This window comes from Nocardiopsis sp. EMB25, assembly GCF_026797795.1.
GTDB lineage: Bacteria > Actinomycetota > Actinomycetes > Streptosporangiales > Streptosporangiaceae > Nocardiopsis > Nocardiopsis lucentensis.
On sequence record NZ_JAMTDN010000001.1, the window covers coordinates 2,714,238 to 2,727,075 of the forward strand.

The window sequence follows — 12,838 nt, forward strand, 5'->3', positions numbered from 1 at the left end:
ACCCGGTCGGACCGGGCGTTCGGGCCCCGCCCGTTCTCAGTCCCGCGGGCGCAGGCCGCTGATGAGCATGTCGGCGAAGTACCGGGCGACGTCCTCCCCGGACAGGGCGCCGTCCTTGCGGTACCAGGTGCCCAGGTGGTGCACCGAACCGAAGAAGTAGTCGACGACCAGGTCGGCGGGCACGTCGTCGCGGAAGGCGCCCTCACGCTGCCCCTGCTGGACGAGGTCGCGGAAGTGCTCGTGGTAGCGGCGCCGCTCGGCGCGCACGGTCCGCTGCTTGTCCTGGTCCAGCTGGTGCATGGAGCGGAAGAAGATGACGGTGTCGTCGAGGTTGGCGACACTGGTGACGATGACGTCGGCCGCCGCCTCGCGGACGCGCTCGACGACCGGAGTGTCCTTGGCCGCGATCCGGAGCAGGTGCTCGGTCTGCATCCGCAGCACACGCGCGTAGACCTCGTAGAGCAGGTCGTCCTTGGAACCGAAGTAGTGGTACATCGCGCCCTTGGTGACCCCGGCCGCCGCGACGATCTCCTGGACCGAGGTCCCCTCGAACCCCCGCTCGGCGAACAGCCGTGTGGCCACCCCGAGCAGGCGTTCGGGCACGGCTCCGCGTTCAGGCGCGGCCCCGTCTCCGGAGTCCGTTCCGACCGTTCGCTGTACTCGCGCCATGTCCAGCCTCACTTCGCGTCCCCGCCTCCGGGGACGAACCGCAACCGACCAGGACAGCATACCGACCGGCTGGTACCTCCTGCACGTGCCGACGCACACCCTCCCCGGGACTCAACCGCGTAGGAGCTCCCGGGCTCGGGCGTACTTGGCGCGCAGGCGCGCGGCCCGGTCGGGAGGGAGCGCGGCCAGGCGGCACTCGTCGGAGTTGTGGGCGTTGTCGGCCAGTTTGACGAGCCGGCCCAGGGGGTCGGCCGCCGCGCGGCGCACGAGGTCGTCGTAGGACTCCTCCGGCCCGCGCGTCACCGACTCCACCGCGCGTACGACCGCCTCGGGGACCCCGTGGCCACGCAGGTCGTCGGCGGTCAGCGGGGTGTCCTCCAACACGTCGTGCAGGACCCCGGCCATCTGGGCGTGCTCTCCGTGCCCCGCGAGCAGGTCGCGCACGGCGAAGACGTGTTCGGCGTAGGGCCGCCCGGCCTTGTCGGTCTGTCCCGCGTGCGCCCGTTCCGCCAGCCGCGAGGCCTCCTCCAGTCGCATGCGCGCCTCCTTTCCCTCGTGTGGCCCTCGGAGCCATTGTGCTCCGAGCGCCGCGGCCGCCGCCGGGCCCGGCCCCCTCAGCCGCCCGTGTACTGGTCGGCGAACGCGGCCGAGGGTTCGATCGGCGTGATCACGTCGACGAGGACGCCGGCGGGGTCGGCCACGATGAAGTGCCGCTGACCGAACTCCTCACTGCGCAGGGGCAGCTCCGGGGTGAGCCCGCCCCGCTCGACCAACCGCTCCCACTCCGCGTCCACGTCCTCCACCTCCAGGTTGAGCAGCAGGCCGCGCACGGGGGCACGGTGGGCCTCGGGCAGCGTGGGGTGGGTGTGGTCGAGGAGGGCGAGCTCGTAGGCGGGCGGACCGGGGCGGCGCAGACTCACGTACCAGTCGGCGGCGAAGGTCACCTCGAAGTCGAACAGATCCGTGTAGAAGGCGCGCGTCTCCTCGATCCGGGACGTGCAGATCACCGGGTAGAAGCTGGTCAGGCGCATGGTCGACCCCTTTTCACATACTCTTGGTATGTGAAGGTACGCTATTGGCGTACCGAAGGTATGTCAATAGCGGGGAGGGAACCGATGGCCGCGACCGCCCGTGCGCACCAACGCGAACGGACCCGGCGGGCACTGCTCGGGCACGCCCGCCGGCTGTTCGCCGAACACGGATACGCCGAGGTGGGCCTGGCCGAGGTCGTGGCCGCGGCCTCGGTGACCAAGGGCGCCCTCTACCACCAGTTCGACGGCAAGAGCGACCTGTTCCGCGCGGTCCTGGAGGAGGTACAGGCCGAGGTCTCCGCCCGTGTGGCTAAGGCCGCCGACGCCCATGACGATCCCTGGGCCCGGCTCACCGCGGGGTGCCGGGCGTTCCTCACCGCCAGCACGGACCCGCGTGTACAGCGGATCATGCTGGTGGACGGCCCCGCCGTACTGGGCTGGGCCGCCTGGCGGGCCATGGACGAAGCCGGATCGGCCCGCCACCTGACCGAGGCGCTCACCGAGCTCGCCGAGGCTGGACTGCTGCGCCCGCAGCCGATCGCCCCGCTCGCCCACCTGCTCTCCGGCGCGATGAACGAGGCCGCCCTGTGGCTGGCCGCGTCTGGAGCGGACGGCGACCCGGAGGAGGTGTGGACGGCGCTGTCGGGGATGCTCGAGTCGCTGCGGGCCGACCCGGCGGCGACCACGCGCGGTGAGCGATAGGCTGGCCCGCATGTCGGAGAGCGAACGGGAGGAGCGGGAGTTCAGGGCCGACTTCGTCCGGCGCTTCTCCGAGTACTGGCAGTCGCAGGGCCGCCCCCGCGCCGAGGGGCGCATCGTGGGCTTCCTCCTGGTCGCCGACCGCGAGGCGGTCACCGCCGAGGAGGTCGTCGAGGGCGCCCAGGTCAGCCGCGGTTCGGTCTCGCAGTCGGTGCGCCGCCTGGCGGACCTGGGCTTCGTCACCCTGACCGAGGCGCCCGACCGACGCTCGCGGCTGATCACCATGGACGAGGACGTGTGGGGCGGGTTCCTGCGCAACGAGCGCGGCTACCTCAGGCAGCAGCGTGATCTGGCCAGGTCCGCCCTCGACCGGCTCCCCGCGCTGAGCGCCCCGTCCCGCAACCGCCTGCGCAACATGTACGACTACATGACCTGGCTCGACGACTACCACGACACCCTCCTCGCCCACTGGGAGGAGTACAAGGCGCGGCGGGACCGCTGAGCCGGGCGGGTGCGGGCCGGGCGGTCCGCCACCCGGCCCGGGCGTGCGACCCGCGGCGCGGCTCAGGGCCGCTCGTGCGGGATGACCAGCGGAGTCCTCGTCCGCGGGTCCGGCACCACATCGCAGGCCAGCCCGAAGACCTCCCCCACGAGCCGTGCGGTGACCACGTCCTCGGGCAGGCCGTCGGCGACCACACGGCCGCCGGACATCATCACCAGGCGCGTGGCGAACCGGGCCGCCTGGGCCAGGTCGTGCAGGACCGCCACGATGGTGCGGCCCTTCCGGTGCAGGTCGGCGAAGAGCTCCAGCAGCTCGTACTGGTGCGCGATGTCCAGGTAAGTGGTCGGCTCGTCCAGCAGCAGCACACCGGTGTCCTGAGCCAGGACCATCGCCACCCACGCTCGCTGGCGCTGCCCGCCCGACAGCGATCCCACCTGGACTCCGGCCAGGTCGGCCATCCCCGTGAGCTCCAGCGCCTCGTCGACGGCCTCCTCGTCACGCGGGCTCCACTGCCGCAACAGGGTGTGGTGCGGGAAGCGTCCGCGCGTGGCCAGGGCGCGGACGGTGATGCCCTCCGGCGCCAGCGGGCTCTGCGGGAGCAGTGCCAGGCGGCGGGCGACCGCCTTGGCACGCTGGGCGCGGATGTCGCGGCCGTGCAGCAGCACCCGACCCGACACCGGCGGGTTCACCCGGCCCAGCGCTTTGAGCAGGGTGGACTTACCGCACCCGTTGGGGCCGACGATGACGGTGAACTCCCCCTCCGCCACCTCCAGGTCGAGGTCGCGCACGACGGGGTCGGACCCGTACCCCAGGGTGAGGCCCTCCGCGGCCAGCACCGGACCGTTGCCCTCACTCACAGAACACCCTTTCGCCATTCACGAACCAACAGACAGCCCAGGTACACGCCGCCCAGCGCCATGGTCAGGATGCCGACCGGCAGACCCTCCGCCGCCGGGGCCTGCTGCACGACCAGATCCGCCGCGGCCAGCAGGAGCGCCCCGACCAGCGCGGACACCGCCAGGTTCGGGCCTGGCGCCCCGGTGGTCCGGCGCGCGATCTGCGGGGCGGTCAGGGACACGAAGGAGATCGGCCCCGCGACGCTGACCGCGGCGGCCGACAGCACCACCGACAGCGTGATCGCACCCGTACGGGTGCGTCCGGCCCGGGCCCCGAGGGAGTCGGCGAGCTCGTCGCCCATCTCGTTGACCGCGACCGGTCCGGCCAGCGCCGCGGCGAACGGCACGGCCAGGGCGACCGCGATCCCGATGGTGGCGGCGTGGTCCCAGGAGCGGGCCCCGAGGCTGCCGTAGATGTAGGAGTGCAGGACGGAGGCCTCGTCCCTGGCCAGCACCGCGACGACGTACTGGGTGAAGGCGTGCGCCATGGCGGCCACACCGATACCCGCGACGATGAGGCGGCCTGGGTGGCGCAGCCCGCTGCCGGTGGCCAGGGCCACGGCCGCCATGGCCAGCGCCGACCCGGCCAGGGCTCCGAGCGGGACGGGGACGGCGCCGGGCAGCAGCAGGGCCGTGACGGCCGCTCCGGCCCCGGCGCCCGCGCCCAACCCGATCACGTCCGGGCTGCCCAACGGGTTGCGGGTGACGGACTGGAACAGGGCGCCCGCGATGCCCAGGGCGGCTCCGGCTCCCAGGGCCACGGCCAGGCGCGGCCCGCGCAGCCGTTCCAGCACGAAGGTCTCGGTGCCCTCCCCCGCGCCCGCGATGACGGCGGGCAGCCGGGTGAGCGGGACGCCGAGGCGGCCCAGCGTGAGGGTGAGGGCGGCGATCCCCACCAGCAGGAGGACGTACAGCGCGGCCCACAGGAGGGCGCGCGGGTGGAGCGGCAGTGCGATCACGCGCCCGACCCTCAGCACGGGACCCGCCGGCCCCCGGCTTCGCGCCGACCCGCGGCTCACGCCGTGCCCCGCATCCGGCGGACCACGTACAGGAGCACGGGCGCGCCGACGAACGCGGTGACCACGCCGACCATGAGCTCGATCGGCCGGGCGATCGTGCGGCCCACGACGTCGGAGAGCAGCAGCAGCGTGGGGCCGACGAGCAGGGCGAAGGGCGCTTGGAGGCGAAAGTCCACGCCGACCAGGCCCCGGACGATGTGCGGCACGGCCAGTCCCACGAACGCGATCGGCCCCACGGCCGCGGTCGCCGCGGCGGCCAGGACGGTGGCCGCGACGAGGGCGCAGGCGCGTACCAGGACGGTGTTGGCCCCGGTGGACACGGCGGCCTCCTCTCCCAGGGCGAGGGCGTTGAGTCCTCCGGTCGCGAGCAGGGCCGCGACCGTCGCGGCGGCCACGACGGGAAGCACCGTCACGGCGACGTCGAGGTCCCGTCCGGCCAGGGAGCCGACGACCCAGTAGCGGTAGGTGTCGAACACCTCGGGCATGCTCAGCGAGACCGCCTGGACGTAGGCGTTCAGGACGGCCGAGACCACCGCGCCGGCCAGGACGAGGCGGGCCATCCCGCCGTCACCGCCCCGGCTGCCCACGGCGTGGGCGGTCAGTCCGGCCAGGAGCGCGCCGGGCAGTGCCCACCACAGGGCTTCGGAGGTCGAGAGCGATCCGAACAGGGCGGTGGCCGTGACCACCGCGGCCGCCGCTCCGGCGTTGACGCCGAGTAGTCCGGGATCGGCGAGCGGATTGCGGGTGACGCCCTGCATGAGGGTTCCCGCCAGAGCCAGCGCGGCCCCGACGAGGACGCCCACGGCGGTGCGCGGGACGCGGTTGGCCACCACGGCGGCGGTGAAGTCGTCCGCCTCACCGGTCAGGACCGCCCACAGTTCGGCGGGTGGTGTGGGCCGCCCGCCGAGGACGAGGCTGAGGACGACCGCCCCGGCCAGGGCCGCCGCACCCGCGCCGAGCGCGACGGTGGTGCGTGCGGGACCCCTCCGGGGCGGCGCCGGGAGTGTGTTCACGATCGGTGCTTCGGTCGGGTCAGCCCTCGGCCTTCTCCGCGGCCTCCTGGATCAGGGGCACGTAGCGGTCGATGACCCAGGGGACGGTGAGCGGGTTGATGATGGAGGAGGCGGTGACGAAGGAGGTGTCGTCGCTGGCGACCACGGAACCGCGCTCGATGGCCGGGATCGCCGCGTAGAGGTCCTGCGCCTCGATTTCGGCGCGGGTCTCGGCGTCGGTGTAGAAGGTGAAGATCAGGTCGCTGTCCTCGAGCTGGTCGGCGTTCTCCAGACCGATGAGCGCCGAGTCGGTGCCCTCGGTCTCGGGGAGGGTCTCCACGACCGGGTCGACGGTCAGACCCATGTTGCTGACCATGGCCACGCGCTGCTCGGTGGGCATGAGCACGCCGAGGGTGCCGGGGCCGTCGGTGTAGACGTAGGAGAAGACCAGTTCCTCGAACTCGGGGTGCTCCTCGGCGACCGCGGCGAACCGGCCCTCGATGTCCTCGATGAGTCCCTGGGCCTGCTCGGGCCGGCCCAGCGCCTGGCCGATGACCTCGATCTGCTCGTCCCACTCGGCGTTCCACGCCTCCTCGGCGTAGGCGACCGTGGGCGCGATGTCGGTGAGGATGTCGTACTGCTCCTGGGTGATCCCGGACCAGGGGGCCAGGATGACGTCGGGCTCCAGTTCGATGACGGCCTCGAAGTCGATGTCGTCGGCTCCGGTGAACTGGGTGGGCAGCTCGTCGCCCGCCTCGGTGACGGCCTCGTGGATCCACGGCAGGTAGCCGGTCTCGTCGCTGCCCCACTCATAGCTCTCGATGCCGACCGGGGTCACGCCGAGGGCGATCGCGGTCTCGGCCGATCCCTGACCGAGGGTGACCACGCGCTCGGGCGCCTCGGGGATCTCAGCCGAGCCGAGGGCGTGCTCGATGCTGACGGGGAAGGCCCCGTCGCCCGGGGCGGTCTCCCCGCCGTCTCGACCGGCGGGCTCGGCGCCGCAGGCGGCCAGGCCCACGGCCAGGAGGGCGGTCGTTCCGATACCGCCCAGGCGGCGGAGAGTGGAGTCCATGCTGACGCTGCTTTCTTCGTGACGGGGAGGAGGTCGCCTCGTGTCCGGGAGGCCGCGCGGGGTGGGGACCCCAGGGGTGTCGCGGAGGACAGAACAGGACAATCCTGGTGAGAACCAAGGTTAGTCTAACCTCACTTCTCACCTATTTCAAAAAATCTGAAACCTCTGGGCGCGCCAACTCCCCACCTCAGCGACGTTCCACCCGCCACACGGGGACCTGTGCCAGGGTGGATCCGGACAGGCCCGCGGCGCGCGGCCGGGCCCGGGACGGACGAGGGGGAGACATGTGCCTGTGTGGAACCGGTGAGACCGTTCGCTCCCGTACCGGCGAGACGGCGGCGGACGTGCCGCCGTCGGCGGCCCCGGCGGTTCCCCGCCCCTGGCCGAGCGGCCACCAGCGGGTCGCCGACCTGAGCCACGTGGTCTCACCGACCATGCCCACGTTCGACGTCGAAAAGCCGCACCGGGAGCCGACCGGCCCGCCTCCGGCGGAGGGCGAGTTCGGCTTCTGGTTGCAGCGGTGGACGTTCACCGAGCACACCGGCACCCACCTGGACGCGCCCGGGCACGTGATCGGCGGAGGCAGGACCGTCCCGGAGATCCCGCCGCACGAGCTGGTCGCCCCCGCGGCCGTCATCGACGTCCGGGACCGGGCGGCCGAGGATCCCGACACGGTGGTGACGGTGGACGACGTGCTGGCCCACGAACGGGTCCACGGGCCGATCCCGCCCGGGGCGGCGGTGCTGATGAACTCCGGCTGGGACGCCCGGTGGACGCGGGGCGACGAGGCCGTCCGGGGCGTCGGCGAGGACGGGAGCTGGCACTTCCCCGGGTTCGGTCCGGAGGCGTGCGAGTTCCTCGTGGCGCGGCGCGGCGTGGCCGGGGTCGGGGTGGACACCCTGAGCACCGACCCGGGGAACTCGACGGAGTACCCGGCACACGAGGTCGTCGGTCGAGCCGACCGCTGGGGCCTGGAGTGCCTGCGGGGTCTGGACCAGCTGCCGCCGAGCGGGGCGACGATCGTGGTCGGCGTGTTCCCCGGCCAGGACGCCTCGGGCGGCCCCTGCCGGGTCCTCGCGCTCTGGTGAGTCAGGCCAGGCGGTCAGCCGGTGTGCTTGTGGTGCTTGCCCGTCACCGGCTTGGCGCGCGGCGGCGGCGCGCGGCGCGCGTCCGACCGGCCCGCCTCGAAGGCCCGGCGGTCACGCGCCAGCCGTACCAGCCCGCCGCCGACGACGAGGGCGGCGGCACCCAGCAGGATGTGGAACACGATATCGACCCACAGCGCGGCGGCGCCCCCCACACCGGCCGACGGGCTCAGCACGGTGTACAGCCACGGGGAGCCGAGCAGGACGACCAGGCTCGCGAGGACGGCGACGGCCATCCCGGTGGACTGGGCGAACACCTCGCGGGCGTACCGCCAACCGAAGACCGCGACGGCGGCCGCGGCCCCCAGCATGAGGGCGTCCCACACGGTGAGCACCGTCAGCAGCCCTGGACCGGCCGCCGCGGGCGCGGAGACGAACAGCATCGAGGCGAGAAGATAGGCCAGGAGCGCCACGACGGCGACGACGGCGACGACGGCTCCGGCCCTGAGCAAGCGCGGCACGGGAACTCCTCCTCGGGCAGGGCGCGACCGGGTGGGAACGGCCTGACCCGACACTCGACTCATACCCGTTGACCTGGCCCGTCATCCGTGTTGGGCTCGCATCATGGACAGCTTCGTCCCCGTTGAGACCGACGCCTGGGCGGTCGGCGCCCCCGGACCGATCGGCACTCGCCCGCTCCGCCGGGTGCGGCGGACGGTCGGACCGCCCACCGGGCGTCGGGTCGTGGTGCGGGTGCGGGTGTGCGCCGTCTGCCGGACCGACCTGCACCTGGCCGAGGGCGACCTGCCGCCCCGTGCGCCCGGCACGGTACCGGGCCACGAGGTCGTCGGAGACGTCGTGGCCGTCGGGGAGTCGGCGCGGCTCCTGACCCCGGGCACCCGCGTCGGCGTGGCCTGGCTCGCCTCCACCTGCGGCGAGTGCCGCTACTGTCGGCGCGGGGACGAGAACCTGTGCCCCGACTCCACCTACACGGGCTGGGACACCGACGGCGGGTACGCCCGGTACCTGACCGCCGACGAGCGCTACGTCCACCCCCTGCCGGAGGGGCTCGCGGACCGGACCGCCGCGCCGCTGCTGTGCGCGGGCATCATCGGGTACCGTGCGCTCGCCAGAGCGGAACTGCCCGGGGGCGGGACCCTCGGAATCTACGGGTTCGGGGCCTCGGCCCACCTCACGGCACAGGTCGCGCTCGCCGCCGGGGCCCGGGTCCACGTCATGACCCGCTCCGAGCGGGCACGGGAACTCGCGCTGCGGCTGGGCTGCCACTCGGCGACCGGAGCCCGCGGAACCCCGCCCGAGCCGTTGGACTCGGCGATCCTGTTCGCCCCCGTCGGCGACCTGGTCCCCACCGCCCTCTCGGCGCTGGACCGAGGCGGGACACTCTCGATCGCGGGGATCCACCTCACCGACGTCCCACCCCTGAACTACCAGCGGCACCTCTTCCAGGAGCGCACGATCCGCAGCGTCACCGCCAACACCCGTACCGACGCACGCGAGTTCCTCGCCCTGGCCGCCGAGCACCCGCTGACGGTCGAGACCACGCCCTACCCCTTCGAGCGGGCCGACCACGCTCTGGCGGACCTGGCCGCCGACCGGGTCGACGGCGCCGCCGTCCTGACCGTGGGAGACAGTTGACGACGGCTCCCGGGAAGCCGGGCTCAGACCCGATGGGCGACCAGGACCGGGCACGGCGCGTGGTGCAGCAGCGCGTGCGCGACCCCGCCCAGGGCCAGCCGGGCGAACCCCCGGGTGCCCCGGGCCCCGACCGCGATCATCCGCGCGCCCGCCGCGGCGTCGATCAGTGCGTTCGTGGGCTGCCCCCGTACGACCCGGCGGACCACCTCCACGTCCGGGAAGTCGGACAGGTGACGCGCCAGGACCGCGTCCAGGGCCGCCCCCTGCGTCTCGGACATCTCCTCGTCCACACGCGCCCACGGGCCGAGCCCGGAGGAGGAGAACACGGGAGGCGACCACGCCCACACCGCGCAGACCCGGTCACCGTGGTAGGACGCCGTACGCAACGCCGCCACCACGGCGCAGTCCGCGTGCCGGGATCCGTCCACGCCCACCACGATCCCGCTGGCCTCCGGGGCACTCCCCTCCTCCCCCACGACCAGCACGTATCCGGGGGCGTGCGCCGCCACCTGGTAGGCCACCGATCCGATCCGCATGCCGGGGAAACCGCCCCGGCCGCGGCTTCCGACGACGATGACGTCGAACTCCCGCCCGTGCCTGAGCAACTCCTCCGCGGGCGATCCGGTGACCACACGCACGTCGACGTCCAGGTCGGGCCAGTGCTCGCGCACGTACGCACCGGCCACATCAGCCGCCGCCACCGCCTCACGCTCCAACAGGTCCGAGGGCCAGCGCGACGCCGAATCGGCCAGGCCGACTTCGTAGACGGTCATCAGCGTCAGTCCGCCCGCCCGGTACACCGCTTCCCGGGCGGCGCACTCGACGGCCCGCAGACAGGGTTCCGAGCCGTCCACCCCTACCAGGATCGATCCCACGAGCGTCCCCTCCGTCGTCCTCGGCTCTCATCGTCTCCCGGGCACCGCGCGCCCGTCACCGCGACACGACGGCGCCCCGGACGTCGAACCCTACCCAGAAACGGCACACGTGGCCTCCCCTTTACCTACGACACGGCCACCGGCGCGTATCGTCGAACATGGGGCCGTGCCACTCGACGTGACATGGGGAGGGGCCGTGTCCGACACGACCGCGCGGCGTGAAGACACCTCAGACCGCGCACCGGGGCTCGGGGACCTGGGTGAGGAACTGCTCCGGACGATCCGGGCGGTGGGCGCCCACGCCGGAGCCGTCTACCTGTGCGAGCCCGACGACTCCACACTCGTGATGTCCGTGCTGTCGGGGGTGGCGCGCGACCTCGTGCGCTCCTGGTTCCGGGTCGCCCTCACCACCGGCCTCCCGGTCGCCGAGGCGGCCCGGGAGCGGCACCTGGTGTGGCTGCCGAGCGGCGAGGAACTGGCCCAGCGCTTCCCACGTGCGGCGATCACCGTTCCCTACGACTTCGCGACGATCGCCTACCCGCTGGTGAAGGACAAGGAGGTGCTCGGCGGGTTCTTCACGATCGGACGGTCCGACCGGCCGGGGTTGTCGAGCACCGAACGCCAGGCCCTGGCCGAGAACGCGCGGGCGATGGTCGACGTCCTGGAACGCGCCCGGTCCATGGGGCAGCCGATCCATCCCACGCCCTCGCCCTACATGCTGCGGCCCCCTCCCCAGTCCTCGGACCCCGGCGAGGCGCTCGCCGCACTGGTCGAGCGGCTGCCCGAGGGGATGTGCTCCCTGGACGTCAACGGCCGTGTCACCCTGGTCACCGACGCCGCGGCCAAACTCCTGGGCAGGCCCCGTGAGGAGATCATCGGCCACCGGCCCTGGACCGCGCTGCCGTGGCTCGACAACCCCGTCTACGAGGACCGGTACCGGGCGGCGGTGCTCAGCCACCGGTCGACGGAGTTCGTGGCGTTGTGCCCGCCGGACCACTGGCTGTCGTTCCGGCTCCACCCGGGTGAGACGGGTATCAGCGTGCTGATCGCCCCGACGGAGGTCGAGTGGGAGGGCGAGGAACCGCACGCCCGGCAGGCGCCGACTCGGGCCAGCGTGCTCTACCACATCCTCCACCTGGCCTCCGCGCTGACCGAGGCCGCGAGTGTCAACGACGTGATCGACCTGGTCGCCGACGAGATCGTCCCGGCGGTGGGCGCGAGCGCGCTGGCCCTGTTCACCAACGTCCACGAGCGGCGGCGGCTGCGCCTCATCGGCCAGCGGGGGTTCGACCCCGCGTTCGTGGCGGGCATCGACGGTGAGTCCGCCGACGCCAGCGCCCCCGCGGCCCGGGCGGCGACCACCGGTGTGCCCGGGTTCTTCCGCTCCCTCAAGGAACTGGAGATGGTCTATCCGTCACCTGACGTGCACGTCCAAAAGGACATGGAGGGATGGGCGTTCCTGCCGCTGGTGGCGTCGGGGCGCCCGGTCGGCGCGTGCATGCTCGGCTTCACCCGGCCGCACAACTTCACGGTGCAGGAGCGGGCGGTGCTCAACTCCCTCGGGGGCCTCATCGCCCAGGCGCTGGAGCGGGCCCGGTTGTACGACCTCAAGCTCGACCTGGCGCGGGGCCTCCAGGCCGGGATGCTCCCGCGCTGGCTCCCGCGGGTCGACGGGTTGGCGAGTGCCGCCCGCTACCTTCCGGGGACCGAGGGCATGGACATCGGCGGCGACTTCTACGACCTGATCCCGCTCAGTCCGGGCCGCGTCGCCGCGGTGATCGGAGACGTGCAGGGACACAACGTGACCGCGGCCGCTCTGATGGGGCAGCTGCGCACCGCGGTCCTGGCCTACGCGACCGCCCGGGACGGGCGTCCGGGAGAGGTGCTCACCCAGACCAACCGACTGCTGTGCATGATGGAGTCGGAGCTGTTCGCCAGCTGCCTCCTGCTGCGTCTGGACATGGTGTCCGGGCAGGTGTGCATGGCGCGGGCAGGACACCCCGAACCGCTGGTGAGCGGCCCCGGAGGGGGCCGTGTCCTGGAGTCGCCGGACGGGCTGCTGCTGGGGATCGACCCGGACGCCGAGTACCCGGAGACGGTGTTCGACCTGCCCACCGGTACGACGCTGGCGCTGTACACCGACGGGTTGATCGAGGCGCCGGGCAGCGATCTGGACGAGGCCAAGACGGAGATGGCCGAACGGCTCGCGACGCTCCACCAACTGCCGGTCGACCAGGCCGTCGACGAACTGACCTCCGACGTGAACGCCGTCGCCCACCGCAGGGACGACACCGCGCTGCTGCTCCTGCGCGCCATCCCGTGAGCGCGTGCGCCGGCGCCGC

The 12,838-nt window shown here is 73.1% G+C and carries 14 protein-coding genes; 5 read left to right on the forward strand and 9 right to left on the reverse strand.

The features are described 5' to 3' along the window. Positions 1 to 36: 36 nt before the first annotated feature. From KIK06_RS11605 to KIK06_RS11615, 3 genes are all read right to left on the reverse strand, one after another. A complete protein-coding gene (locus tag KIK06_RS11605) occupies positions 37 to 669 on the reverse strand; it encodes a TetR/AcrR family transcriptional regulator (RefSeq protein ID WP_026127560.1) in 633 nt (210 codons plus the stop codon). Positions 670 to 780: 111 nt separating this feature from the next. Then, on the reverse strand, positions 781 to 1,206 hold the full coding sequence (locus KIK06_RS11610; RefSeq protein WP_268643165.1) for an HD domain-containing protein: 426 nt from the start codon (positions 1,204 to 1,206) through the stop codon (positions 781 to 783). 77 nt (positions 1,207 to 1,283) lie between these two features. Beyond that, positions 1,284 to 1,700 carry a VOC family protein gene (locus KIK06_RS11615; protein WP_268643166.1) on the reverse strand — a complete coding sequence of 139 codons (417 nt, stop codon included), beginning with the start codon at positions 1,698 to 1,700 and terminating at the stop codon, positions 1,284 to 1,286. A gap of 84 nt (positions 1,701 to 1,784) precedes the next feature. Between KIK06_RS11615 and KIK06_RS11620 the strand changes: the two genes are divergently transcribed. After that, on the forward strand, positions 1,785 to 2,402 hold the full coding sequence (locus KIK06_RS11620) for a TetR/AcrR family transcriptional regulator (RefSeq protein ID WP_017598373.1): 618 nt from the start codon (positions 1,785 to 1,787) through the stop codon (positions 2,400 to 2,402). 10 nt (positions 2,403 to 2,412) lie between these two features. Further along, positions 2,413 to 2,901, forward strand: a complete 489-nt coding sequence (locus tag KIK06_RS11625; RefSeq protein WP_017598374.1) for a GbsR/MarR family transcriptional regulator — start codon at positions 2,413 to 2,415, stop codon at positions 2,899 to 2,901. Positions 2,902 to 2,963: 62 nt separating this feature from the next. Here the strand turns inward: KIK06_RS11625 and KIK06_RS11630 are convergent, their stop codons facing one another. From KIK06_RS11630 to KIK06_RS11645, 4 genes are read right to left on the reverse strand one after another with little or no spacing between them, the layout of a single operon-like run. Further along, the gene (locus KIK06_RS11630; protein ID WP_017598375.1) at positions 2,964 to 3,758 is read right to left on the reverse strand and encodes an ABC transporter ATP-binding protein; all 795 of its coding nucleotides are present in this window, start codon (positions 3,756 to 3,758) and stop codon (positions 2,964 to 2,966) included. Continuing rightward, positions 3,755 to 4,774 carry a FecCD family ABC transporter permease gene (locus KIK06_RS11635; protein WP_442789763.1) on the reverse strand — a complete coding sequence of 340 codons (1,020 nt, stop codon included), beginning with the start codon at positions 4,772 to 4,774 and terminating at the stop codon, positions 3,755 to 3,757. The genes KIK06_RS11630 and KIK06_RS11635 overlap by 4 nt, the downstream gene beginning before the upstream one ends. A gap of 38 nt (positions 4,775 to 4,812) precedes the next feature. Further along, on the reverse strand, positions 4,813 to 5,832 hold the full coding sequence (locus KIK06_RS11640) for a FecCD family ABC transporter permease (protein ID WP_268645944.1): 1,020 nt from the start codon (positions 5,830 to 5,832) through the stop codon (positions 4,813 to 4,815). Between the two features lie 16 nt (positions 5,833 to 5,848). Beyond that, positions 5,849 to 6,880: an iron-siderophore ABC transporter substrate-binding protein gene (locus tag KIK06_RS11645; RefSeq protein WP_268643168.1), complete on the reverse strand. Its 1,032-nt coding sequence runs from the start codon at positions 6,878 to 6,880 to the stop codon at positions 5,849 to 5,851. 284 nt (positions 6,881 to 7,164) lie between these two features. Here KIK06_RS11645 and KIK06_RS11650 point away from each other — a divergent pair, with 284 nt between their 5' ends. Then, complete coding sequence (locus tag KIK06_RS11650; RefSeq protein WP_268643169.1) at positions 7,165 to 7,968, forward strand: cyclase family protein; 804 nt, start codon at positions 7,165 to 7,167, stop codon at positions 7,966 to 7,968. Positions 7,969 to 7,982: 14 nt separating this feature from the next. Here KIK06_RS11650 and KIK06_RS11655 read toward each other — a convergent pair whose 3' ends face one another. Continuing rightward, a complete protein-coding gene (locus KIK06_RS11655; protein ID WP_268643170.1) occupies positions 7,983 to 8,486 on the reverse strand; it encodes a hypothetical protein in 504 nt (167 codons plus the stop codon). A gap of 103 nt (positions 8,487 to 8,589) precedes the next feature. Between KIK06_RS11655 and KIK06_RS11660 the strand changes: the two genes are divergently transcribed. Next, positions 8,590 to 9,621, forward strand: a complete 1,032-nt coding sequence (locus KIK06_RS11660) for a zinc-binding alcohol dehydrogenase family protein (protein ID WP_268643171.1) — start codon at positions 8,590 to 8,592, stop codon at positions 9,619 to 9,621. Between the two features lie 23 nt (positions 9,622 to 9,644). On the opposite strand, the gene KIK06_RS11665 is transcribed toward KIK06_RS11660, so the two are convergent. Beyond that, positions 9,645 to 10,496 (reverse strand): universal stress protein, encoded by an 852-nt coding sequence (locus KIK06_RS11665; RefSeq protein WP_268643172.1) that lies wholly within the window; start codon positions 10,494 to 10,496, stop codon positions 9,645 to 9,647. A gap of 196 nt (positions 10,497 to 10,692) precedes the next feature. Here KIK06_RS11665 and KIK06_RS11670 point away from each other — a divergent pair, with 196 nt between their 5' ends. Next, positions 10,693 to 12,819 carry a SpoIIE family protein phosphatase gene (locus tag KIK06_RS11670; protein ID WP_017598381.1) on the forward strand — a complete coding sequence of 709 codons (2,127 nt, stop codon included), beginning with the start codon at positions 10,693 to 10,695 and terminating at the stop codon, positions 12,817 to 12,819. Positions 12,820 to 12,838: the final 19 nt, after the last annotated feature.